We start from the raw sequence: 24,347 nt of genomic DNA, 5'->3' as shown, positions 1-24,347 counted from the left end.
CGGGCGACCGCTTGATAATCCGCCGCTCAGGGAAGGAGAACTAAAATGTTCAACATCGCGGGCAAGGCTTACGCCATGAACGTGATCACGCCGGTACGCTGGTACTTTGCGTGGTTCAACAAGCTGATTTTCTGGATCGCCCTCAAGCTGCCCAGCACGCTCAAGGGGCTGATCACACTGTCGCTGATCCACTATGCGCGCTGGGTCATCATCGGCAGGAACCAGTTTCCCCATCTCTCGCCCGAGCAGCCCCGCGAGAAGCTGAGCTACTCGTACATGCTGTTCTGCAGCAACTTCAACGGCAGTTGGGACCAGTATGTGGACTCGTTCACCTTCTCGATCCCGGGCGGACTCGACATGTTCTGGAAATGGAACATCCGCTACTCCAAGTCGGTGGCGCTGACGCCGTTTCACCGCTACATCCAGTACAACCAGATCGAGACCCAGCACTACTACAACGCCTACCCCCTGGCCACGTCCAACGATGTGAAGAGCGCCAAGGCCCTCAAGGCCGCGCTGCTGGCCTTTGGCCAGACCGCCGATCAAGGCAGCGACGCCGAGTTCCTCACGCGCTACAACAGCCTGCTGCGCGGGCTGCAGCACGATCTGGGCGACATGTACCCCACGCCCATCGTGAGCATGTCGGCCTACCAGATCGAGCGGCGCCACCAGCGGCATGAGCGCCAGCTGCAGGCCATCCGCATGGCCGCCCCCGGCGGCGAAGGAGGTCGGTAATGGCCGGCAACCTCAGCGGAAGCGCCTACGCGCTGACCATTCTTTCCCCGATTCGCGAAGGCATCGTCCCGGGCGAGGAAATCGCCTTCGCCGACAAGGTGCGCGACAGCCTGCAGAACTGGAACCTGCTGGACAACAGCCCGATGACCCGGGTGCCGCAGACCTACCTGTGCCGCTACTTCGTGCTCGACGACGTGTACACCGAGTCGCTGCCCGGTGGCGGCGCGCCCGACACCCTGAACGACTGGCTGCCCGTGGTGCCCGACTTCATCCGCCGCTGGGTCATGCCGGCCGAAGACCACCTGCGTTCGCGCTACCTGGTGTTCTCGTGCAATTTCCACGGCGGCCCCCAGGGCGATGTGGACGGCTACCTGCGGGGCATGTGGGAGGCCATCAGCGGGCCCATCCGCGAGGTCTGGGGCTACTGCCATGGTTTCGAGCAGGTTCATGACGCGGCCAGCTTCGCGGACTACATGAAGCGCTGCCAGCTGCCGGCCGCGCTGTTCTTTGTGGGCTCCAACGACGACCCGCTGCCCGAGCAGCTCAAGGCCCTGTACCTCAAGCAGGAGTTCACGCGCTTCGCGCTGGACAACCAGGGACTGGACGCCGCGGCCCTGCGCGCCAATTACCGCGACTTCATCCAGCGCGTGGCGCCCACCGACCTGTCCGGGCCCACCTGGCCGCCCGGCAAATACCGACCATAACGCGCAGCGCATTCAAGGGGAGTGACCGTGACAAAACAACTGGACCTGTCCGACATCCAGGGCAACGTGGTGCGCGCCTACGGGCGCTTTGGCTTTCCGGTGGCACGCTATGTGTGCCTGAACATCCGCGACCCGGAGCGCGGCCGCGCCTTCGTGGGCGCCGTGACGCGGCGCGTGACCACCGCCGCCAACTGGGGAACCGGGCCGGGCGAGGTGCCCAAGCCCGAGTGGACGGTGAACATCGCCTTGTCCTACCAGGGCCTCAAGGAGCTGGAGGTGCCGCGGGCCTCGCTGGTGGACTTTCCGCCCGAGTTCGCCGACGGCATGGCGGCGCGCCGCGACATCCTGGGCGACGACGGGCCCAGCGCGCCCGAGCTGTGGGACCCGGTCTGGCGCGAAAACCGCGTCACGCGCGACAAGGACGTGCACATCTTCATTTCACTCAATGCCGGCGTCGCGGGCTGGCCGGGCAACGGCAAGGGCCTGCTCGACACCGCGCAGGCGCACCTGGAGGTGGCCTACGCCTGGCTCCAGGACGTGCTGGCCCGGCACGAGGGCGGCGTGGTGCTGTTGGGCGGCCACCGCGGCGACCACGGCGAACTGCTGGACTACCAGGACGCCAAGGTCGTGATGGAAAACGGCCGCCCCACGCCCAAGGAACACTTTGGCTACACCGACGGCATTGGCGACCCGGCGTTTGAAGGCCTGCCCGAAAGCACCGCCTACGTGAACGGGCGCGGCAAGCAGCTGGCCGATGGCAGCTGGGCGCCGCTGGCCACCGGCGAATTCCTGCTGGGCCACATCGACGAGGCCCGCGAATACCCGCCGGCGCCCAACCCCACGCTGCTGGCGCGCAACGGCACCTACATGATCTACCGCAAGCTGCACGAGAACGTGGGCACCTTCAACGCCTACCTCGACAAGCACGGCAGCCACTACCCGGGTGGCCGGGAACTGCTGGCGGCCAAGTTCTCGGGCCGCTGGCGCGACAACGGCGCGCCGCTGGTGAGCGCGCCCGACGCGGCCGGCAAGGCCGCGTTCGACGCCCGGTTCAACGCCGCCGACGAGGCCACGCGCGAGGACATGCTGTGCAACTTCACCTACGACGACGACATGAGCGGCGCGCGCTGCCCGTTCAGCGCGCACATCCGGCGCATCAACCCGCGCGCGGCGCTGCAGATGATCCACGACCCCGGCGACACGCCGGGCTCGCTGAAGATCAGCAAGAACGCGTTTGACACCCCCGGCGCGCTGAGCAACCGCCGCCGCGTGCTGCGCCGCGGCCTGCCCTACGGCGACGTGACCGACCCCAGCCGTGACGACGGCAACCACGGCATCATCATCATGATGCTCAACGCCGACATCAACCGCCAGTTCGAGTTCGTGCAGCAGCAGTGGATCAACTACGGCAACGACTTCAAGGCCGGCAACGACAAGGACATCCTGCTGGGCAACCACAGCCCCGACGACCGCTTCCCGAGCAAGGCCGTGCTGCAGGTCGACCCCGACGGCAGCGACACACCCTACTTCCTGCCCAGGCTGCCGCGCTTCGTGGAAACACGCGGCGGTGACTATTTCTTCATTCCCAGCCTCACGGCGCTGCGCGTGATCGCCAAGGGCCTGGTCGACCCGACCTGAGCCCCCCGCGCAGCGGCGGCGCTCAGAGGTCCCAGCCCGTGGGCTCGCGCCGCGGCGCGCCATTGCAGTCGTGGCGGAACATCGAGATCGCGCGGTACACCACCTTGCGCGCGCGGTTGATGCCGCCCAGCGGGCGGTGCTCGGGCAGGCTGTGCCAGGGGGTGTACGACAGATTCTCGCCAAACATGCGCTGGGCTTCGCTGTCGAATTGCTGCTGCAGCACCTTGATGGTGGCCACCTTGCGAAACGGCGACGCCACCTCGGACCAGGCCGCGCCCGGGTCCTCGATGGGCATGGTGGCGGCATCGGTCTGCAGCTGCACCGCAAAATCAAACCGCGCCTCGCCCGCGGCCAGCTGCCGGACCATGGCCTCGCGCAGGAAGTCGTCGCCCGCGGGCTCGGGCAGGGCATCGGGCACCTCCACCACCGGGATCGCCGAGTACTTCACGGCCCGGCTGCCCAGCAGGTAGGGCGTGGTGCTCCAGTAGCGGATCTGCAGCGGGTTGGCGAACCGGCGCATCGACAGCCACAGGTTGCGGATCACGCGCCAGTGCGTGGCAAAGAAAAGCAGCTTGGCCAGCAGGCTGCCCGTCAGCGCCTTGATCAGCCCGTCAAACTGCTTCACGTCGCGCGTGACAAACACGTTGGTGCTGATCACGATGAAGTCCTGCGTCTGCTCGTCTTCCTCGCCCTCCAGCAGCTTGTGGCCCGGCACGCCCATGAGCTTGATGGCCATGCCCCGGATGTCCTTGCTGCTGTCGGGCTGGATGGTGCCGTTCTGGTTGGAAAAGCGGATCCAGGCGCGGTAGGTGGCGGCGCGGCTGAACACGCCCACGGCCAGCTCGGGCGGCAGGTCGGGCTCGACGATGAATTCGGCCCTGACCACGCCATGCATCTTGGGGTGCGCGTCGCGCCGCATCATGCCGCCCGCGTTGTCGCGGATGATCTTGCTCTTGAGCCGCGCAGCCAGGTCCGCGGTGCAGGCGGCCTCGTCCGGTGGCACGGCCTCGCGCGCCAGTGTGTCCTGTGTCATGGTCCCCCCTTGCAGTGCGTTGGCATTGTGATGCAACAAGCCTTCCATGGATAGCCGCAGGCCAGTGACTTATTGCCCTGGCATCGAGGGCGGGTCTGTCACACAATCGGCCGAAAAGGGAGGGACTCACATGCTGACACTGTCACGCCTATCTTCGATCCTGGGTGGCGCCGCGCTCGCCGCGCTGCTGGGGCTGGCCACCTGCGGCCCGGCCCAAGCCGCCACCGCAACACCCCTGTCCCGCTGTGCGCTGGATGCCAGCCGCAACCTGACCATTGGCAGCGGCGGCTGTGGCCCGCTGGTCCAGGTGGACCGGTCGTTCACCGGCGGCTCGGGGCTGGGCTTCATCACCATCGCGGCCGGTGGCACGCTCACCATCCCGGACACCCAGGACATCCAGCTCGACACCGCCGGCATCAGCGTGGCCGGCGCCCTGAAGGCAGGCCACGCGACCCGTCCCTTCAGCCACCGCGCCATCCTCAATTTCACGGGCACGCAACCGGTCGCCGGCCAGGTCAAGGGGATTGCGGTCACCGGAGGCGGCACGCTGCAGCTGTATGGCAAGACGGGCGTGGTCAAGGGCACGGGCAGCCGGGCCCCGAGCTGGACCCACCTGAGCCGCCCGGCCGGCCCGCCCGCGCTTTACGGCACCGGCCAGGGCGTCGGCGCCCCGGTTCCCGCCGGCGGGGCCACCACGCTCCAGCTGGCCGGCACGGTGGACTGGAAGCCCAACGACTGGATCGTCGTGGCCGGCACCGATTTTTCGCCCGACAGCGCCGAGTTCGTGCGCGTCAAAAGCGTGAGTTGCGGCACCGGCTGCACCGTCACGCTGCACGCCGACACGCCCCTGCTCAACTACCACTACGGCAGCACGGCGCCCGGCACGGGCACGGCCTCGTTCGCCAATGGCGTCACGCAGAACTATGGGGTGGACGAGCGTGCCGAGGTCGGCCTGATCAGCCGCAACATCAAGCTCACCGCCGCCGTGCCAAGCACGGGATCCGGCACCACCACGGCCTATGGCGGCGAGATCATGGTCATGGCCGGCTTTGCCCAGGTCGCGATCCAGGGCGTGGAAATCGAAAAATTCGGCAAGGCCCGGCTGGGCAGCTACCCGATCCACTTTCACCAGGCAGGCACGGTGCCGGCGGGCTCGGTGCTGATCGACAGCAACAGCATCCACCACAGCTACAACAAGTGCATGACGCTGCACTCCACCAGCGGGGTCACGCTGTCCAACAATGTCTGCGCGCGGGCTGTGGGCAACCTCTTCTACATGGAAGAAGGCGACGAGAACAACAACCGCATCGTGAACAACCTGGGCATTGGCGCGATGAGCAATGCCTTCAGCATCCCCGCCGGCAATACCCCGGCCCTCGCGTCGTTCTGGCCCGGTGACTACCTGGCCCGCGGCCGGGGCCAGGTGGCCGGCAACGGCTACAGCGGCTTCAACGTGCCCTTCAACGACGAGGGCGCCGTGACCGGCACGGCCGCCACCGCCTCGGGCTTCTGGATCACCACGCTCACCGGCAACACCATCACCGGCAATTCGGTGGCGGGCTGCCAGGGCTTTGGCCGCGGCTTCTGGATTCTTCCGGCGACCAGCGCCGCCACGGGCACCGGCACCTTCGCCAACAACCGTGCCCACGGCTGCTATGCGGGTTTTGACACCGCCTCGGACGACGGGGTCACGGGCGCCGCGCTCTACACCCCCAAAGGCACCTGCCTGGCCGGCGCCAGCAAGGGCGCGCTGGCCACCTGCGACGTGGTCGCCCAGCTGGACGGCCTGACCGCCAGCCGCAACCGCAACCGCGGCATCTGGGTGCGCGCCAGCTGGTACGCGCTGCACGACGCCCGGCTGGCCACCAACCGCGACAGCGTGTCGCTGGTGTCCAGCGGCGGCACCGAAGGCTCGCCGCCCGGCGAATGGCTGCTGCTCAAGGACGCCATCGTCGTGGGCATGAGCGCCAACAACGTGCTGCGCTTCGGCCCCTGCCCCTACAACGGCCAGAACGGCTTTGGCGGCAATGCGGGCTGCTACGAAGCCGTGTCGGGCAATGGCTACCCCCAGCCCAGCTGGAATTTCGCGGGAATGATGTTCTACGATGGCCCGGCGCGGCTCGAACACGTGCACTTCGTCAACTTCAACCAGGACATCACGCCCTACCTGACCACAGCCGACCTGACCTACTTCAACAGTTTCTCGGCGCAGAACACCATTCCCTGCCACAGCAAGCCCTTTGTCTACGAGGGCGACGCGGCCATGGGCTGGTTCCAGTCCAACGAAAACAGCTACCCGCCCACGCAGTATGTGCAGGGTGTGAGCTTCTACAACGTGGACCTGCGCCACCAGGTCTATACCCAGAACGTGGAGCTCACCTGCGCGCCGTCGCCCGCCACGGGCGGCAACTTCCGCGACGGCGACAAGTTCACCGTCATCCTGGACCGCGACGGCAGCCTGACCGGCTTCCAGGTCGTGCCCCCGGGCACCCAGACCACGGGCCTGACGCCGGTAGCGGGCACCTACCCGATCTCGCTGAACAACATTCCCTTCCTCGCGGGCCCGGACACGGCGGACGAATGCCACTCCACCGGCCAGCAGGACGCCTTGCTCGAAGGCCGGCCCACGTCCCTCATCAGCCCCTACAGCTATGCCACGCTGGAGTTCTCGGCGCTGACGCCGCCATGCGACGGCACCACCAACGCGGGGTCCGCCAACTGCGTCAACAACAACGTGATGGTCTTCACCAAGGACCAGAAGGACTATGGCGGCGCCCTGCAGTTCACCGACACCGCCATCACCAGCAACAACTCGGTCTACCAGCTGAACTGCGGCGGGTCGGCGGCGACGGGCAGCGCGGGTGTGCCGGGCCATGCCTGCGTGGCCCTGTCGGGGCGCAATGGCAACGGCGTGTACGAGCCCAAGCTCGTGAACGGCCTGGGCTATACCGTGGGCGCCTCGGCCGGCATGCCGAGCTTTGTGTCGCTGATGTATGGCGATGCCAGCGTGCCCGGCGGCATTTCGCCGACCAATCCGTTCAGCACGCGGGTTGGCATCTGCTACAAGAACCAGGGGCAGGCGGCGCCGCCGGCCTCGGTGTTCACGGTGCGCAAGGGCAGCAAGTCCTTCTCCGGGCCCAACGGCAACCCGGCCCCGCTGGCGCCGTTCTACCAGCAGCTGCCCTGCGCGGGGCTGGACAACGTGATGTGCGGCATCCCCTCCACCCACACCGTCACCGTGACCGTTTCCACCGGCACGGCCACCGCCACCGTGAGCAACGCCAGCTGCTACAAGGACCTGTGCCCCAGCCCGCCGTTCTACGGCACCAGCAGCCCCACGGCGGCCACGCCCACCCTGCCGATGGTGGACAAGATCACCGACCTGCAGGACCCGAAGAAATGCCCGCATGGCGAATGCTTCTTCTACGACCAGCCCAGCGGCCTGCTGTTCATCAACATGGTGCAGGAACAGCCCAACGCCGGGGGCAAATATTCGTCGCCGCTGGGCAGTTGCGCAGGCGAGAAGAACGGCATCTGCGCCGAGGACAACTTCTATTCCTGCCCCGGCGGCGGCTGCGAGCTGTACACCATCAGCGTCAGCAGCGCGAGCTACACCGTGGGCACCGGCACCGCGAGCTACAGCGCGGCCGGCCCGTCGGACTGCACGCCCTACAGCGGCAGCCCCAGCTACGCACAGCCCTACCCCACCACCTTGAACCGCCTGGCCTACGGGCCGGGGACCGCCACCGGCACGGCGGTGACCACCACCTTGTCGCAGACGATCAGCGGCTATCCGCACCAGTCGCTGACGAACGCGCCGGCCGGGTTCTGCCCCGTCAACAAGCCCGGAACGCCCGATTGGACCCCGTCCCCGGGCGGCGCCGCGCTCTACGTCCTGAGCCCGCCATCAGGCGTGACGGCCTCGGTGCTGGGGGTGGCGCCGATCACGGGCCTGACGCCCGCGCAGGTGCCCCTGGCGAGCGGCACCACCTACACCTTCAGCGCCACGGCCTCCACGGGCTGCACCACCAGCACCAGCAACCCGTCGTGCAGCTGCCAGCAGTTCTTCACGCTGAACACCGGCGGCGCATCGATCACCAGCGCCGCGCCCAATTGCTGCGGCCTGGGGATTGGCACCATCGGGCTGACCAACCGCACGCTGGCGGTGGGCGGGGCGCCCTATGCCTGCCCCGGCCCCAACCCGCCACCGCCGCCCCCGCCGGGGTCGGGCTTCAGCCTGCAGCTGCCGGCCAACGTGACCGTGACCGTGTCCGCCACGGGCAGTTCCACCGCCACCATCACCACCCAGCCGCCGTCGTCGGACTTCAGCCTGACGCCCGGCCAGACCTACCTGCTGCAGGCCACCGGCAGCGGCTGCAGCGGCACCACCCTCTGCACCTGCCAGCAGCAGATCACCGTCAACAGTGGCGGGACGGGGTTCACCAGCCCCGGCGGCAGCAACCACAACTGCTGCGGCATCGGGTCGTCGGGCGGCAAGGCCATCCCGGTGGGGGCCAGCCCCTTCGCCTGCACCGGGCCCTGACGCCGGGGCCTGACGCCGGGGCCGCGGCCCCGCGCTTGTGGGACCCGGCCCACAGGCGCGTGCGGGCTTGACCGATGGGGCGCGCGGCCCGGGCTGTCTAGAGTGGTTCCAACAACTTCAGGAACCCTCATGACCGACCGCGACATGACCCACTACACGCTGTGGAACATCATCAAGACCACGCGCTTCTGCATGCTGACCCACCGCGACGCGGACGGCCAGCTGCACTCCCAGCCGCTGACCACGCAGAACCGCTCGTTCGACGAAGGCACGCCGCTGTACTTCTTCATCTCGCGCGGTTCGCACCTGGCCCAGCGCATCGCGCAGGACGACCATGTGAACGTGGCCTATGCCAACACCGACGCCGACAGCTATGTCTCGGTGTCCGGCTCGGCCAGCCTGTCCGACGACCGTGCCCAGGCCGAAAGGCTCTGGTCGCCCGCGGTGCGCGCCTGGTTCCCCGGCGGGCTGGACGACCCCGATCTGGCCCTGCTCATCGTCTGGCCCCACCATGCCGAGTTCTGGGACGTGAAGGAGAGCAAGGTGGTGCAGGTGCTCAAGATGGCGAAGGCCGCGCTCACCGGCAAGCCACCGCGCAGCCTGGGCGAGCACCAGAAGGTCGATGCGCTCTGATTTCAGGCCAAAAAGGCCTGGAGTCCAGAGCGGGCGGCCACTCCTTGCTATCAAACAAGTAGCAAAACAGGCTTGAACCGGGCGCATGAAAAAAGCGGCCCGAAGGCCGCTTTTTCAGGTGGGGGAAGGCCGTCAGACGGTCACGCCGTCGGCGATTTCCTTGTACTCGGCGATCTGGTCGAAGTTCATGTACTTGTAGATCTTGCTGCCGTCGGCATTGATCACGCCCATGTCGGCCTGGTACTCGGCCACCGTGGGAATGCGGCCCAGCTTGGAGGCAATGGCCGCCAGCTCGGCCGAGGCCAGGTACACATTGGTGTTCTTGCCCAGCCGGTTGGGGAAGTTGCGGGTGCTGGTGGACACCACGGTCGCGCCTTCGCGCACCTGGGCCTGGTTGCCCATGCACAGGCTGCAGCCCGGCATTTCGGTGCGGGCGCCGGCGGTGCCGAACACGCCGTAATGGCCTTCCTTGGTGAGCTCGGCCGCGTCCATCTTGGTGGGCGGCGCGACCCAGAGCTTGACCGGAATGTCGCGCCGGCCCTCGAGCAGCTTGGACGCCGCGCGGAAGTGGCCGATGTTGGTCATGCAGCTGCCAATGAACACCTCGTCGATCTTGGCGCCGGCCACTTCGCTGAGCAGCTTGGCGTCATCAGGATCGTTGGGGCAGCACAGCACGGGCTCCTTGAGCTCGTCGAGGTTGATCTCGATGACGTGCGCGTATTCGGCGTCCTTGTCGGCCTCGAGCAGTTCGGGCCTGGCCAGCCAGGCTTCCACGGCCTTGATGCGGCGCTCCAGGCTGCGCTTGTCGGCGTAGCCGTCGGCGATCATGTTCTTCATGAGCACGATGTTGCTGTTCAGGTACTCCTTGATCGGCTCGGGGTTGAGCTTGACGGTGCAGCCGGCGGCCGAGCGTTCGGCGGACGCATCGCTGAGCTCGAAGGCCTGCTCGACCTTGAGGTCCGGCAGCCCCTCGATTTCAAGGATGCGGCCCGAGAACTCGTTCTTCTTGCCCTGCTTGGCCACGGTCAGCAGGCCCTGCTTGATGGCGTAGTACGGGATGGCGTGCACCAGGTCGCGCAGCGTGATGCCGGGCTGCATGGTGCCCTTGAAGCGCACCAGCACCGATTCGGGCATGTCCAGTGGCATCACGCCCGTGGCAGCGCCGAAGGCCACCAGGCCCGAGCCGGCCGGAAAGCTGATGCCGATCGGGAAGCGCGTGTGGCTGTCGCCGCCCGTGCCCACGGTGTCGGGCAGCAGCAGGCGGTTGAGCCAGCTGTGGATCACGCCGTCGCCGGGGCGCAGCGCCACGCCGCCGCGGTTGCTGATGAAGGCCGGCAGCTCGCGGTGGGTCTTGACGTCCACGGGCTTGGGGTAGGCCGCGGTGTGGCAGAAGCTCTGCATCACCATGTCGGCGGAAAAGCCCAGGCAGGCCAGGTCCTTCAGCTCGTCGCGGGTCATGGGACCGGTGGTGTCCTGGCTGCCCACGGTGGTCATGCGCGGCTCGCAGTAAGTCCCCGGGCGAATGCCCTGCTGGTTGCCGTTGACCACCGGCAGGCCGCAGGCGCGGCCCACCATCTTCTGCGCCAGCGTGAAGCCGGCCTGGGTGGCCACGGGCGCGGTGGGCAGGCGGAAGGCGTTGCTCGCGGGCAGGCCCAGGAACTCGCGTGCCTTGGCCGTCAGGCTGCGCCCGATGATGAGGTTGATGCGGCCGCCCGCGCGCACTTCGTCAAACAGCACATCGCTCTTGAGCTTGAACTCGGTCGCCACCTTGCCGTCTTTTTCGATCTTGCCGTCGTAGGGGTAGATGTCGATGACGTCGCCCATGTTGAAGGCGGACACGTCCACTTCAATGGGCAGCGCGCCCGAGTCTTCCTGGGTGTTGAAGAAAATCGGCGCGATCTTGCCGCCCAGCGTGACACCGCCAAAGCGCTTGTTGGGCACGAAGGGAATGTCCTGGCCCGTGGCCCAGATCACGCTGTTGGTGGCCGACTTGCGGCTGGAGCCCGTGCCCACCACGTCGCCCACGTAGGCCACGAGGTGGCCCTTGGCCTTGAGGTCGTCAATGAACTTCATCGGGCCGCGCTTGCCGTCTTCCTCGGGCGTGATGCCGGGGCGTGCGTTCTTGAGCATGGCCAGGTAGTGCAGCGGGATGTCGGGGCGGCTCCAGGCGTCGGGCGCGGGCGACAGGTCGTCGGTGTTGGTCTCGCCGGTGACCTTGAACACCGTCACGGTGATCTTCCTGGCCACTTCGGGGCGGCTGGTGAACCACTCGGCGTCGGCCCAGCTTTGCATCACGTCCTTGGCGAAGGCGTTGCCGGCCTTGGCTTTCTCGGCCACGTCGTGGAAAAAGTCGAACATCAGCAGCGTCTTCTTGAGCGCGGCGGCGGCCACGGCGGCCACGTCCTTGTCGTCCAGAAGGTCGATCAGGGGCTTGACGTTGTAGCCCCCCACCATGGTGCCCAGCAGCTCGGTGGCCTTGGCCTTGGAGACCAGCCCCACGGCAATGTCGCCATGCGCCACGGCGGCCAGGAAGCTGGCCTTGACCTTGGCCGCGTCGTCCACGCCCGGCGGCACGCGGTGCGTGAGCAGGTCCATCAAAAAGGCGTCCTCGCCCGCGGGCGGCGCCTTGATGAGTTCGATCAGTTCGGCCGTCTGCTGCGCCGACAGCGGCAGCGGCGGAATGCCAAGCGCCGCACGTTCGGCGGCGTGTTCACGATAGGCTTTCAACATGGGGTTCTCCGTTCAAATCAAAAAAAGTATCGGGGTCAGTTGGTCGGGGTCCGCGACGGTGATGCACTTTGCGCGCCAGCCGCGGCCGATGCGGCGGGCAGCGGCTCAAGCAGGCTGGGCAAGGGGTTTTTCTTGAGGGCCTCGTTGACGGCCTGCTGCGCGGGGTTCATGCAGTCGTCGGCCAGCCGCTGGCCCAGCTTCTGGCTCATGAGCATCGATTTATTGCCCAGCTGCAGCCACATGGCGCCGCGCTTGGGGTCTTCGAGCCGGATGGCCCCGGTGCGGCTTTCCACGGGGTGCATGTAGAAGCGGTGGCCGCGCGTGATCACCGAGAAGAAGCCCTTGTGGCGCCGGGACTCGGTGATGATCACCGTGGCGTCGAGCTCGCAGGGAATGTTGCCCGTGTGGACCTGGGCCGCCACGGCGCGGTCGGCATCGGAGAGCTGGACATCAGGCTCCTCGTCGATCGGCGTGACCTCTTCCACGGCTTTCTGGGCCGAGGGCGCGAGCTTGTGCGGCGCCTTTTTGGCGGGCTTGGTGTCGGTCTGGGCCAGCAGCAGGCCGGGCAGGGTCAGCAGCAAGGCGGCGGTGATGAGGGTTTTCATGTGGGGGTTGTCTCCGGGGTTGAATGAACCGGGGCGGCGAACCAGCCCTGGACTTCGGGGGGCAGGGCCCTGGCGGTGCGATGGGCCCTCTCCAGCACCTGCCAGTAGTAGCGATAACTCGCCCGGTCATGCAGCTTGCCATCAAAACTGATGGGAGCCCAGTCTGCACGGGCTGCTGCTGCTATTATTTTGCTAGCGTCCTCGATCTCGCCCGGGTCAGGGGCAAAGGCCTCGAGGATGGGCCTGATCTGCGCCGGGTGGATGCTCCACATCCGGGTGTAGCCAAACTCGCGCGCGGCACGGCGCGCGGCCATGAGCAGGGCCGCCGCGTCGTTGAACTCGGTCACCACGCAGTGCGAAGGCACCTTGCCATGCGCGTGGCAGGCCGCGGCAATGCCCAGCTTGGCCCGCACCACCAGCGGGTGCGTGAACTGGCCCGCCGACGACATGCCCTGGGCCGGAATGGCCCCGCCATGCGCCGAGACAAAGTCCATGAGCCCGAAGCTGAGCGACTGAACGCGCGGATGCGCGGCAATGTCATGGGCGTGGTACAGCGCCGCGGGCGACTCGATCAGCACCTGCAGCGGCAGCTGGCTGGCGCCTGCGGCATCCAGGGCCTGCACGGCGCGCTGCACATCGGCGATCGTCTCGACCTTGGGCACCATCAGGTGGGTGAGCCTGTGGCCGGCGCTGCCGGCGATGGTGGCCACATCCTGGTCGAACGCCGGATGGTCCACCGGGTGCACGCGCACCGCCACGCGCGCCTTGTCGCCGGCCAGGGTGGCCAGCGCCACCACCAGCGCGGCGTGGTCGGCCTCGCCGCCCACGGGCGCGCCGTCTTCGCAGTCCAGCGTCACGTCGAACACGCAGGCGCCGAACTCCCCGGTCATCTCGGCCTGCAGGTCCAGGCTCTTGCGCATCCGTGCCTCGACGCCGCTGTAATGGTCACAGACGGGGATGGAAAAACCCCCGACCTGCGCCGACACGCCAAGAAGGACCTCCCGCGGATGCCTCACGTCAGGCAGCCAGTGCGCCCACGCGGGCCGCCGCGGAACCGGCTTTGCCGGGCCGCTGGGGGCGCCCCCTCGAGGGGGAGGCGCCGAAGGCGCTTCGGGGGTGGGTCATGTCACAGCAGGTGGGCCACGCCGGCCTGCTCGTCGGTCAGCTCCTTGAGCGTCTTGTCGATGCAGGTCTGGCTGAACGCGTCGATGGGCAGGCCCTGAACCACGCTGTACTCGCCGTTTTCCACGGTGACCGGGAAGCCGAACATGACGTCCTTGGGGATGCCGTAGTCGCCATTGGACGGGATGCCCATGGTGACCCATTTGCCGTTGGTGCCCAGCGCCCAGTCGCGCATATGGTCAATGGCGGCATTGGCGGCCGAGGCCGCCGACGACAGGCCGCGCGCCTCGATGATGGCGGCGCCGCGCTTGCCCACGGTGGGCAGGAAGGTGTTGGCGTTCCAGTCCTGGTCGTTGATCATGTCCTTGACCGAGGCGCCGCCGATGGTGGCAAAGCGGTAGTCGGCGTACATGGTTGGCGAGTGGTTGCCCCAGACGCAGAGCTTTTCGATGTCGGCCACGGCCTTGCCGGTCTTGGCGGCGATCTGGCTCAGCGCGCGGTTGTGGTCCAGGCGCAGCATGGCGGTGAAGTTCTTGCGCGGCAGGTCGGGCGCGCTCTTCATGGCGATGTAGGCATTGGTGTTGGCGGGGTTGCCCACCACCAGCACCTTGACATTGCGGCTGGCCACGGCGTTCAGGGCCTTGCCCTGGCCAATGAAGATCTGGCCGTTGATGGACAGCAGCTCGGCACGCTCCATGCCGGCCTTGCGGGGCATCGAGCCCACGAGCAGCGCGTAGTCGGTGTCCTTGAAGGCGGTCATCGGGTCGCTGTGGGCTTCCATGCCGGCCAGCAGCGGGAAGGCGCAGTCTTCCAGTTCCATCATCACGCCCTTGAGTGCCTTCTGCGGGCCCTCGACCGGCACTTCAAGCAGTTGCAGGATGACGGGCTGGTCCTTGCCCAGCATTTCGCCCGAGGCGATGCGAAACAGCAGGGCGTAACCAATTTGGCCTGCGGCGCCTGTGACGGCAACGCGGACGGGCTTTTTGCTCATGGGGATCTCCAGAGGAAGAGTTGCTAAAACGGTGTCGGCAACGGCCCCGAAACCACCGGCGGAGCCCTGCTGAATCAGTCGGCGAGTGTACCCGCGAAAACCCTGAGGCGTCAATTTGTCTTATGTCTTATATAAGATATGATTCGACATGTTTCAAGCCCGTCTGCCCTGACTTCCAACCGCACGCCCATGGCCCAGACCCTGCCCTCCCCCGGTGAAGCCGCGCTGCCCCTGGCCGAGGCCGGCGGCCAGGCGGCGCCGGCGTTCAGCCCGCTGTACCAGCAGATCAAGGGCCTGATCCTGCAGAGCCTGCAGGCCGGCGAATGGAAGCCCGGCGAAGCCATCCCCAGCGAGATGGACCTGGCCGCGCGCTACCGCGTGAGCCAGGGCACGGTGCGCAAGGCCATTGACGACCTGGCCGCCGAAAACCTGGTGGTGCGCCGCCAGGGCAAGGGCACCTTCGTGGCCACCCATTCCGAGCAGCACGTGCAGTACCGCTTCCTCAAGCTGATGCCCGACAGCGGCGACCTGGACAGCGAGGGCCCGGCCCAGCGGCGCATCGTCGAATGCCGGCGCGTGCGCGCCAGCGCCGACGTGGCGCGGTTGCTGGCGCTGCGCTCGGGCGACGCCGTACTGCAGGTGCGCCGGGTGCTGTCGTTCGGCGGCGTGCCCACGATTCTCGAAGACCTCTGGCTGCCGGGCACCACCTTCAAGGGCCTGACGCTGGAGCAGATGGCCGGCTACCAGGGCCCGACCTACGCGATGTACGAGGTGGAGTTCGGCGTGCGCATGGTGCGCGCCGAGGAAAAGCTGCGTGCCGTGGCCGCCGATGACGCCCAGGCCGGCCTGCTGCAGGTGGCGGTGCACACCCCCCTGCTCAGCGTGGAGCGCCTGGCCTACACCTACAAGGACACCCCGATGGAACTGCGCCGCGGCCTGTACCGCACCGACACCCACCACTACCGCAACGAGCTGAATTAGCCCCCGATCAGGCCGCCAATTGAGTGGTTTGATCGACAAAAGATGCAATGCCCGTGTCAGTTTGATGCGTTGCAATAGAATTTTGGGTTGATTGCCTTCCTCGAATTACAACGCGGTTACCTCCATCCACGAAAGTCCCCCCATGACCGAGCTTGCCAAGAAGCGGCCTGAGTTCCGCAACATCCACGCCCTGAGCGACCTGCCGAGCTACCGCCTGCCGGCCGCCGGCATCGTGTCCATCCTGCACCGCATCAGCGGCGTGCTGATGTTCCTGCTGATGCCCTTCATCATCTGGATGTTCGACAAATCGGTCTCGTCCGAGCTCTCGTTCGCGCGCTTTCGCGCGGCCTTCAACATCGGCGTGGGCCCGGTCCCCGGCTGGTTCTTCAAGCTGGTGGCGCTGGCGCTGATCTGGGCCTTCCTGCACCACTTCATCGCCGGCCTGCGCCACCTCTGGATGGACGTGAGCCACAAGGCGGTGAGCAAGGAATTCGGCAAGAGCTCGGCCGTGGTCACGCTGGCGCTGAGCCTGGGCCTGACCGTGGTGCTGGGCGCCAAGCTGTTCGGCCTTTACTAAAACAACAAGGAGCAACCAACATGTCCGTGAACTACGGCTCCAAGCGCATCGTCGTGGGTGCGCACTACGGTCTGCGCGACTGGCTCAGCCAGCGCGTCACCGCCGCCCTGATGGCCCTTTTCACACTGCTCGTGCTGGCCCAGGTGATCTTCAGCCGCGGCCCCATCGGCTACGACAAATGGGCCGGCATCTTCGCCAGCCAGTGGATGAAGGTGCTGACCTTCTCCGTGATCGTGTCGCTGCTGTGGCATGTCTGGGTCGGCATGCGCGACGTCTGGATGGACTACGTCAAACCCGTCTCGGTGCGCCTGCTGCTGCAGGTCTTCACCATCGTCTGGCTCGTCGGCTGCGCCGGCTGGGCGATTCAAGTCCTCTGGAGACTGTAAGAACATGAGCTATACCAAGAACAACATCACCACGCGCAAGTTCGACGTCGTCATCGTCGGCGCGGGCGGCTCGGGCATGCGTGCCTCGCTGCAACTGGCGCGCGCCGGCCTGAATGTGGCCGTGCTGTCCAAGGTGTTCCCCACGCGCTCGCACACGGTGGCCGCGCAGGGCGGCATCGGCGCCTCGCTGGGCAACATGTCCGAGGACAACTGGCACTACCACTTCTACGACACCATCAAGGGCTCCGACTGGCTCGGCGACCAGGATGCCATCGAGTTCATGTGCCGCGAGGCGCCCAAGGTCGTCTACGACCTGGAACACATGGGCATGCCGTTTGACCGCAATCCCGACGGCACCATCTACCAGCGCCCGTTTGGCGGCCACACCGCCAACTACGGCGAAAAGCCGGTGCAGCGCGCCTGCGCGGCCGCTGACCGCACCGGCCATGCCATGCTGCACACGCTGTACCAGCAGAACGTCAAGGCCCGCACCAGCTTCTTCGTGGAGTGGATGGCGCTGGACCTGATCCGCGACGCCGAGGGCGACGTGGTGGGCGTGACCGCGCTCGAGATGGAAACCGGCGACCTGCACGTGCTGCACGCCAAGACCGTGCTGCTGGCCACGGGCGGCGCGGGCCGCATCTTCGCGGCCTCCACCAACGCCTTCATCAACACCGGCGACGGCCTGGGCATGGCGGCGCGCGCCGGCATCCCGCTGCAGGACATGGAGTTCTGGCAGTTCCACCCCACCGGCGTGGCCGGCGCGGGCGTGCTGCTCACCGAAGGCTGCCGCGGCGAAGGCGCGATCCTGCTCAACAGCAATGGCGAGCGCTTCATGGAACGCTATGCGCCCACGCTGAAGGACCTCGCGCCGCGCGACTTCGTCTCGCGCTGCATGGACCAGGAAATCAAGGAGGGCCGCGGCTGCGGGCCCAACAAGGACTACATCCTGCTCAAGCTGGACCACCTGGGCGCCGACACCATCCACAAGCGCCTGCCCTCGGTCTACGAGATCGGCCACAACTTCGCCAACGTCGACATCACGCGCGAGCCGATCCCGGTCGTGCCCACCATCCACTACCAGATGGGCGGCATCCCCACCAACATCCACGGCCAGGTGGTGGCACCCAACGGCGAGATCCCCAACGCGGTGGTCAATGGCCTGTACGCCGTGGGCGAATGCTCCTGTGTCAGCGTGCACGGCGCCAACCGGCTGGGCACCAACTCGCTGCTGGACCTGCTGGTGTTCGGCCGCGCGGCCGGCAACCACATCGTGGAGTTCGCCAGCGGCGCCAAGGCCCACAAGCCCATGCCCGCCGATGCGGCCGACCGCTCGCTGGCCCGCCTGAACCGGCTGGACGAGGCCACCGGCGGCGAATACGCCCAGGACGTGGCCAACGACCTGCGCGCCAGCATGCAGCTGCACGCGGGCGTGTTCCGCACCCAGGCCAGCATGGACGAGGGCGTGGACAAGATCGGCGCCATGCGCGAGCGCGTCAACAACCTGGCGCTGAAGGACAAGTCCAAGGTCTTCAACACCGCGCGCATCGAGGCGCTGGAGGTCGAGAACCTGATCGAGTGCGCGCAGGCCACCATGGTGTCGGCCGCGGCCCGCCGCGAATGCCGCGGCGCCCACACCGTGTACGACTACGAAAAGCCCGCCGACGACCCGTCCACCCCGCTGGGCCGCGACGACGCGAACTGGATGAAGCACACCCTGTGGGACAGCGCCACCAACAGCCTGAGCTACAAGCCCGTCAACCTGAAGCCGCTGACCGTTGACTCGGTGCCGCCCAAGGTCCGTACGTTCTAGTACGTACTTCCGCCCGCGAACCAAAGCGCCTAGATTCAAGAAACACGGACCCCACCATGCAAAAACGCACTTTCCAGATCTACCGTTACGACCCGGACAAGGACGCCAAGCCCTACATGCAAACCGTCGAGATCGAGCTCGACGGCCACGAGCGCATGCTGCTGGACGCACTGATGAAGCTCAAGGCCCAGGACCCGTCGCTGTCGTTCCGCCGCTCCTGCCGCGAAGGCGTGTGCGGCTCCGACGCGATGAACATCAACGGCAAGAACGGCCTGGCCTGCCTGACCAACATGAACACGCTCAAGGGCACCATCGTGCTCAAGCCGCTGCCGGGCCTGCCCGTGATCCGCGACCTGATCGTGGACATGACGCAGTTCTTCAAGCAGTACAACTCGATCAAGCCCTACCTGGTCAACGACAACGTGCCGCCCGAGAAGGAGCGCCTGCAGTCGCCCGAGGAGCGCGAAGAGCTCGATGGCCTGTACGAGTGCATCCTGTGCGCCAGCTGCTCCACGAGCTGCCCCAGCTTCTGGTGGAACCCCGACAAGTTCGTGGGCCCGGCCGGCCTGCTGCAGGCCTACCGCTTCCTGGCCGACAGCCGCGACGAAGCCGCCGCCGAGCGCCTGGACAACCTCGAGGACCCGTACCGCCTGTTCCGCTGCCACACCATCATGAACTGCGTGGACGTGTGCCCGAAGGGACTGAACCCGACGATGGCCATTGGCAAGATCAAGGAACTGATGGTGCGGCGGGCTGTTTAGGCATGGCCGAGGAACTGCTCGACGAGCGCTCGCTCAGCAAGCTCAAGTGGCGGTGTCGCCGCGGGCTGCTGGAGAACGACCTGTTCATCGAGCGGTTCTTCTCCCGGCATGAAACTGGCTTGACGGTCAGCCAGGCCGATGGCCTGAATGTGTTGATGGATTTGGCAGACAACGACCTGCTGGACTTGCTGCTGCGGCGCAAGGAACTGCAGGCCGACATAAATACAAGCGAAGTTAGAAACGTACTGGACATGCTGCGAGCCTGAGGCGCCACACGCCAGGGCCGGCACGCACCAGAGGATTGGGCACGAAACACAAGGAACCCGGAAAATGAAACTTGCCGACAACAAAGCCACCCTGTCGTTCTCCAACGGCAGCCCCAGCGTTGAGCTGCCCGTGTACCACGGCACCATCGGCCCGGACGTTGTGGACATCCGCAAGCTGTACGCGCAGACCGGCATGTTCACCTACGACCCGGGCTTCCTGTCCACGGCCGCGACCCAGTCCGCCATCACCTACATCGATGGCGACAAGGGCGAGCTGCTGTACCGCGGCTACCCCATCGAGCAACTGGCCACGCAGCGCGACTACCTCGACGTGTGCCACCTGCTGCTCAAGGGCGAGCTGCCCGACGCCAAGGAAAGCACCGAGTTCCACAAGCTCGTGACCAACCACACCATGGTCAACGAGCAGATGCAGTTTTTCATGCGCGGCTTCCGCCGTGACGCGCACCCCATGGCCATCCTGACCGGCCTGGTGGGCGGCATGTCGGCCTTCTACCATGACAGCACCGACATCAACAACCCGGAGCACCGCGAGATCGCGGCGATCCGCCTGATCGCCAAGATGCCCACCCTGGTGGCCATGGCGTACAAGTACAAGGTGGGCCAGCCCTACATGTACCCGCAGAACAACCTGTCCTATGCCGGCAACTTCATGCGCATGATGTTCGGCACACCCTGCGAGGAATACGTGGTCAACCCCGTGCTCGAAAAGGCGCTGGACCGCATCTTCACGCTGCACGCCGACCACGAGCAGAACGCGTCCACCTCCACCGTGCGCCTGTGCGCCTCGTCGGGCACCAACCCGTTCGCGGCCATTGCCGCGGGCGTGGCCTGCCTGTGGGGTCCGGCCCACGGCGGCGCCAACGAGGCCTGCCTGAACATGCTGGAAGACATCCAGAAGATGGGCGGCGTGGCCAAGGTGGGCGAGTTCATGAACCAGGTCAAGGACAAGTCCTCGGGCGTCAAGCTCATGGGCTTTGGCCACCGCGTCTACAAGAACTACGACCCGCGCGCCAAGCTCATGCAGGAAACCTGCAACGAGGTGCTGGCCGAACTGGGCCTGGAAAACGACCCGCTGTTCAAGCTGGCCAAGGCCCTGGAAAAGATCGCCCTGGAAGACGACTACTTCGTGCAGCGCAAGCTCTACCCGAACGTGGACTTCTACTCCGGCATCGTGCAGCGCGCCATCGGCATCCCGGTGAACCTGTTCACCGGCGTGTTCGCGCTGGCCCGCACCGTGGGCTGGATCGCCCAGCTGAATGAAATGATCGGCGACCCCGAGTACAAGATCGGCCGGCCGCGCCAGCTGTTCACCGGCGCCACCGCGCGCGACGTGAAGCCACTGGCCAAGCGCTGATTCCGCGCTGACTTCCAAGGCCGCAGGGCCCGCGACGGCAACGTCGCGGGCCCTGCGGCTTTTTGCTCCTGTATTTGTAGCACGCCATGCCCGGCTGGCCTGGACTCCAGGCCTTTTTGACTCAAAACGGGCCGTGCCATCGTGCTCGCGCGCCGCCAGCATGGTCATCGCGTTTTGCGACGACAAAAAGTTGTCACATAAGGGAAAATCTCGAACGCCATCGCCAGAAGCGATGCTCAAGCCCCATGAAGCCCTCCGAACGCAACTTTGCCCGCCGTGTCGACCTGACCTCGCTGCAGCTGTTCGTGGCCGTGTGCGAGCTGGGCAGCATTGGCCGGGCGGCCGAGCGGGAGTTCATCGCGGCTTCGGCGGTGAGCAAGCGCCTGTCGGACCTGGAGGCCACGCTGGAGACCCCGCTGCTGCACCGCCACACCCGCGGCGTGGACCTGACCCCCGCGGGCGAAAGCCTGCTGCACCATGCGCGCTCGGTGCTGTTCAGCCTGGAGAAGATGCAGGCCGAGCTCAGCGAGTACGCCGATGGCGTGCGCGGCCATGTGCGCATCCACGCCAGCATCTCGGCCGTGGTGCAGTTCCTGCCCGAAGACCTGGGCTCGTTCATCCGCCAGCATGACGAGGTCAAGATCGACCTGGAAGAACACCTGAGCACCGAGGTCGCGCGCGCCGTGCAGGAAGGCGCGGCCGACCTGGGCATCTGCAATGCGGGCGCGCTGACCAAGGCCGGCCTGGGCGAGCTGCAGTCGCTGCCCTACCGGCAGGACGAACTGGTGCTGGTGGTGCCACAGGGCCACGCGCTGGCGGGCGGCGGGCCCGTGCCTTTTGACGCCACGCTGGCGTTTGACCATGTGGGCCTGCACGCCAACAGCTCCATCTACCTGGCCATGCACCAGGCCGCGATCCAGGCCGGGCGCAACATCCGCCTGCGCATCCGCGTGACCAGCCTGGACACCATGTGCCGCATGATCGCCAATGGCCTGGGCGTGGGCGTGATGCCCCGGCGCGCCTTTGGCATCGTCCAGGCCGGCGCCGGCCTTCAGTGCGTGGCGCTGACCGACGACTGGGCCACGCGCCGCATCGACCTGCTGGCGCGCGATTTCAGCACCCTGCCGGTCACGGCCCGCCTGCTGGTTGAGCACCTGCAGGCCTGCGCCGGCGCGCAGCCACGCGCCCCCGAATAAAATTGTCATTGCCAAAGGAAAGCCAGGAACACCATGGGACGCACCCTCTACGACAAGATCTGGGACGAACACATCGTCCACACCGAGGAAGACGGCACCGCCATCCTCTACATCGACCGCCACCTGGTCCATGAAGTCACCAGCCCGCAGGCGTTTGAGGGCCTGCGCCAGGCCGGCCGCAAGGTCTGGCGCGTGAGCTCCATCGTGGCCACCGCCGACCACAACACGCCCACCACGCACTGGGAGCAGGGCTACGACGGCATTGCCGACCCGATCAGCAAGGAACAGATCACCACGCTGGACAGCAACATCGCCGAGTTCGGCGCGGCGGCCTACTTCCCGTTCTTGTCCAAGCGCCAGGGCATCGTCCACGTGATCGGGCCCGAGCAGGGCGCCACGCTGCCGGGCATGACCGTGGTCTGCGGCGACTCGCACACCTCCACCCATGGCGCTTTTGGCGCGCTGGCCCACGGCATTGGCACCAGCGAAGTCGAGCACGTGATGGCCACGCAGACCCTGCTGGCCAAGAAGGCGAAGAACATGCTGGTGCGGGTTGAGGGCCAGCTGGCGCCGGGCGTGACCGCCAAGGACATCGTGCTGGCCATCATCGGCCGCATCGGCACCGCGGGTGGCACGGGCTACACCATCGAGTTCGGCGGCGCGGCCATCCGCGCGCTGAGCATGGAAGGCCGCATGACGGTCTGCAACATGGCCATCGAAGGCGGCGCCCGCGCCGGCCTGGTGGCCGTGGACGACAAGACCATTGCCTACCTCAAGGGCCGGCCGCTGGCCCCCACGGGCGTGGAGTGGGACCAGGCCGTGGCCTACTGGAAGACGCTGCACTCCGACGCCGACGCAAAGTTCGACACCATCGTCGAGCTCGACGCCGCGCAGATCATTCCGCAGGTCACCTGGGGCACCTCGCCCGAGATGGTGCTGGGCGTGGACGCCCGCGTGCCCGACCCCGACAAGGAAAAAGACGCCAACAAGCGCGGCGCCATTGAACGCGCGCTGACCTACATGGGCCTGCAGCCCGGCAAGACGCTGAACGACCTGTACGTCGACAAGGTCTTCATCGGCTCGTGCACCAACAGCCGCATCGAGGACATGCGCGAGGCCGCGGCCATGGTCAGGAAGCTGGGCCAGAAGGTTGCCAAGAACGTCAAGCTGGCCATGGTCGTGCCGGGCTCGGGCCTGGTCAAGGAGCAGGCCGAGCGCGAAGGCCTGCACGAGATCTTCAAGGCCGCGGGCTTTGAATGGCGCGAACCCGGCTGCTCCATGTGCCTGGCCATGAACGCCGACCGGCTCGAGCCCGGCGAACGCTGCGCCTCCACCAGCAACCGCAATTTCGAGGGCCGCCAGGGCGCCGGCGGCCGCACGCACCTCGTGAGCCCGGCCATGGCCGCCGCCGCGGCCGTGCACGGTCATTTTGTCGACGTCCGTCAATTTGCCTGAAAAGGAGAATCCCCATGAAAAACATCGCTACGCTGCTCGCCCTGTCCTTTGCCTGCGCCCTGGCGGGCTGCAACACGGTCCGGGGTGTGGGACAGGATGTCCAGAAAGCCGGCTCGGCCATTGAAGACGCCGCGAAGAAGAAGTAAATGCAGAAATTCACCGTACACAAGGGCCTCGTGGCCCCCATGGACCGCGAGAACGTCGACACCGACGCCATCATCCCCAAGCAGTTTCTCAAGTCGATCCGCAAGACCGGCTTTGGCCAGAACCTGTTTGACGAGTGGCGCTACCTGGACCACGGCGAGCCGGGCCAGGACCCGGCCAGCCGCAAGCCCAACCCCGACTTCGTGCTCAACCAGCCGCGCTACCAGGGCGCCTCGATCCTGCTGGCGCGCAAGAACTTTGGCTGCGGCTCGTCGCGCGAGCACGCGCCCTGGGCGCTGGACCAGTTCGGCTTTCGCGCCATCATCGCGCCCAGCTACGCCGACATCTTCTTCAACAACTGCTTCAAGAACGGCCTGCTGCCCATCGTGCTGGGCGAGCTGCAGGTCAGCCAGCTGTTCGACGAGGCGCTGGCCTTCCCCGGCTACCAGCTCACGGTGGACCTGGAGCGCCAGGTCGTCATCAAGCCCGACGGCGGCGAACTCACCTTCGAGGTCCAGGCCTTCCGCAAGTACTGCCTGACCAACGGCTTTGACGACATTGGCCTCACGCTGCGCCAGAAAGACAAGATCCAGGCTTTTGAAGCCCAGCGCCTGGCGCAAAAGCCCTGGCTGGCCCAGACCTTGATGGGCTGAGCCCCG

Annotated in this window: 21 protein-coding genes; 16 read left to right on the top strand and 5 right to left on the bottom strand. The window is 66.7% G+C overall.

The features are described from left to right. The first annotated feature begins 45 nt into the window (after positions 1 to 45). The 3 genes from KF796_08310 to KF796_08300 are packed head-to-tail and all read left to right on the top strand — an operon-like array spanning position 46 to position 3,077. The gene (locus tag KF796_08310) at positions 46 to 735 is read left to right on the top strand and encodes a hypothetical protein (GenBank protein ID MBX3586634.1); all 690 of its coding nucleotides are present in this window, start codon (positions 46 to 48) and stop codon (positions 733 to 735) included. Then, positions 735 to 1,439, top strand: coding sequence for a hypothetical protein (locus KF796_08305; protein MBX3586633.1), 705 nt, complete (start codon positions 735 to 737; stop codon positions 1,437 to 1,439). The genes KF796_08310 and KF796_08305 overlap by 1 nt, the downstream gene beginning before the upstream one ends. Positions 1,440 to 1,466: 27 nt before the next feature. Beyond that, positions 1,467 to 3,077, top strand: coding sequence for a peroxidase (locus tag KF796_08300; GenBank protein ID MBX3586632.1), 1,611 nt, complete (start codon positions 1,467 to 1,469; stop codon positions 3,075 to 3,077). Between the two features lie 22 nt (positions 3,078 to 3,099). On the opposite strand, the gene KF796_08295 is transcribed toward KF796_08300, so the two are convergent. Further along, on the bottom strand, positions 3,100 to 4,110 hold the full coding sequence (locus KF796_08295; GenBank protein ID MBX3586631.1) for a catalase family protein: 1,011 nt from the start codon (positions 4,108 to 4,110) through the stop codon (positions 3,100 to 3,102). Between the two features lie 130 nt (positions 4,111 to 4,240). Between KF796_08295 and KF796_08290 the strand changes: the two genes are divergently transcribed. Next, on the top strand, positions 4,241 to 8,653 hold the full coding sequence (locus KF796_08290; GenBank protein MBX3586630.1) for a hypothetical protein: 4,413 nt from the start codon (positions 4,241 to 4,243) through the stop codon (positions 8,651 to 8,653). A 129-nt stretch (positions 8,654 to 8,782) separates the two neighbouring features. Further along, complete coding sequence (locus KF796_08285; GenBank protein ID MBX3586629.1) at positions 8,783 to 9,286, top strand: pyridoxamine 5'-phosphate oxidase family protein; 504 nt, start codon at positions 8,783 to 8,785, stop codon at positions 9,284 to 9,286. Between the two features lie 132 nt (positions 9,287 to 9,418). Here the strand turns inward: KF796_08285 and acnB are convergent, their stop codons facing one another. The 4 genes from acnB to KF796_08265 all read right to left on the bottom strand — a co-directional run bounded on the left by acnB (position 9,419) and on the right by KF796_08265 (position 14,734). Next, positions 9,419 to 12,016, bottom strand: coding sequence for a bifunctional aconitate hydratase 2/2-methylisocitrate dehydratase (gene acnB, locus KF796_08280; protein ID MBX3586628.1), 2,598 nt, complete (start codon positions 12,014 to 12,016; stop codon positions 9,419 to 9,421). A gap of 35 nt (positions 12,017 to 12,051) precedes the next feature. Then, positions 12,052 to 12,621: a hypothetical protein gene (locus KF796_08275; protein ID MBX3586627.1), complete on the bottom strand. Its 570-nt coding sequence runs from the start codon at positions 12,619 to 12,621 to the stop codon at positions 12,052 to 12,054. Further along, entirely contained in the window at positions 12,618 to 13,637 is a 1,020-nt protein-coding gene (locus tag KF796_08270) for a CoA ester lyase (protein MBX3586626.1), read from the bottom strand. Before KF796_08270 ends, KF796_08275 begins: the two co-directional genes overlap by 4 nt. A gap of 110 nt (positions 13,638 to 13,747) precedes the next feature. Beyond that, positions 13,748 to 14,734 (bottom strand): malate dehydrogenase, encoded by a 987-nt coding sequence (locus KF796_08265; GenBank protein MBX3586625.1) that lies wholly within the window; start codon positions 14,732 to 14,734, stop codon positions 13,748 to 13,750. A gap of 189 nt (positions 14,735 to 14,923) precedes the next feature. Here KF796_08265 and KF796_08260 point away from each other — a divergent pair, with 189 nt between their 5' ends. From KF796_08260 to leuD, 11 genes are all read left to right on the top strand, one after another. Further along, the gene (locus KF796_08260) at positions 14,924 to 15,715 is read left to right on the top strand and encodes a GntR family transcriptional regulator (GenBank protein ID MBX3586624.1); all 792 of its coding nucleotides are present in this window, start codon (positions 14,924 to 14,926) and stop codon (positions 15,713 to 15,715) included. A gap of 142 nt (positions 15,716 to 15,857) precedes the next feature. Then, positions 15,858 to 16,292, top strand: coding sequence for a succinate dehydrogenase, cytochrome b556 subunit (gene sdhC, locus KF796_08255; GenBank protein ID MBX3586623.1), 435 nt, complete (start codon positions 15,858 to 15,860; stop codon positions 16,290 to 16,292). A gap of 20 nt (positions 16,293 to 16,312) precedes the next feature. Beyond that, a complete protein-coding gene (gene sdhD / locus KF796_08250) occupies positions 16,313 to 16,678 on the top strand; it encodes a succinate dehydrogenase, hydrophobic membrane anchor protein (protein ID MBX3586622.1) in 366 nt (121 codons plus the stop codon). A 4-nt stretch (positions 16,679 to 16,682) separates the two neighbouring features. Beyond that, positions 16,683 to 18,491: a succinate dehydrogenase flavoprotein subunit gene (locus KF796_08245; GenBank protein MBX3586621.1), complete on the top strand. Its 1,809-nt coding sequence runs from the start codon at positions 16,683 to 16,685 to the stop codon at positions 18,489 to 18,491. Between the two features lie 56 nt (positions 18,492 to 18,547). After that, positions 18,548 to 19,252 carry a succinate dehydrogenase iron-sulfur subunit gene (locus KF796_08240; protein MBX3586620.1) on the top strand — a complete coding sequence of 235 codons (705 nt, stop codon included), beginning with the start codon at positions 18,548 to 18,550 and terminating at the stop codon, positions 19,250 to 19,252. A gap of 2 nt (positions 19,253 to 19,254) precedes the next feature. Further along, positions 19,255 to 19,518, top strand: a complete 264-nt coding sequence (locus tag KF796_08235) for a succinate dehydrogenase assembly factor 2 (GenBank protein MBX3586619.1) — start codon at positions 19,255 to 19,257, stop codon at positions 19,516 to 19,518. A gap of 64 nt (positions 19,519 to 19,582) precedes the next feature. Next, positions 19,583 to 20,893 carry a citrate synthase gene (locus KF796_08230; GenBank protein MBX3586618.1) on the top strand — a complete coding sequence of 437 codons (1,311 nt, stop codon included), beginning with the start codon at positions 19,583 to 19,585 and terminating at the stop codon, positions 20,891 to 20,893. Between the two features lie 245 nt (positions 20,894 to 21,138). After that, on the top strand, positions 21,139 to 22,089 hold the full coding sequence (locus KF796_08225; GenBank protein MBX3586617.1) for a LysR family transcriptional regulator: 951 nt from the start codon (positions 21,139 to 21,141) through the stop codon (positions 22,087 to 22,089). Between the two features lie 33 nt (positions 22,090 to 22,122). Next, positions 22,123 to 23,544 carry a 3-isopropylmalate dehydratase large subunit gene (leuC, locus tag KF796_08220; GenBank protein ID MBX3586616.1) on the top strand — a complete coding sequence of 474 codons (1,422 nt, stop codon included), beginning with the start codon at positions 22,123 to 22,125 and terminating at the stop codon, positions 23,542 to 23,544. Positions 23,545 to 23,558: 14 nt separating this feature from the next. Further along, on the top strand, positions 23,559 to 23,690 hold the full coding sequence (locus KF796_08215) for an entericidin A/B family lipoprotein (protein MBX3586615.1): 132 nt from the start codon (positions 23,559 to 23,561) through the stop codon (positions 23,688 to 23,690). Continuing rightward, positions 23,691 to 24,341, top strand: coding sequence for a 3-isopropylmalate dehydratase small subunit (gene leuD / locus KF796_08210; protein ID MBX3586614.1), 651 nt, complete (start codon positions 23,691 to 23,693; stop codon positions 24,339 to 24,341). Positions 24,342 to 24,347: the final 6 nt, after the last annotated feature.

Source organism: Ramlibacter sp. (assembly GCA_019635435.1).
Lineage (GTDB): Bacteria > Pseudomonadota > Gammaproteobacteria > Burkholderiales > Burkholderiaceae_C > JAHBZM01.
This window is presented reverse-complemented; position numbering and strand designations above follow the sequence as displayed.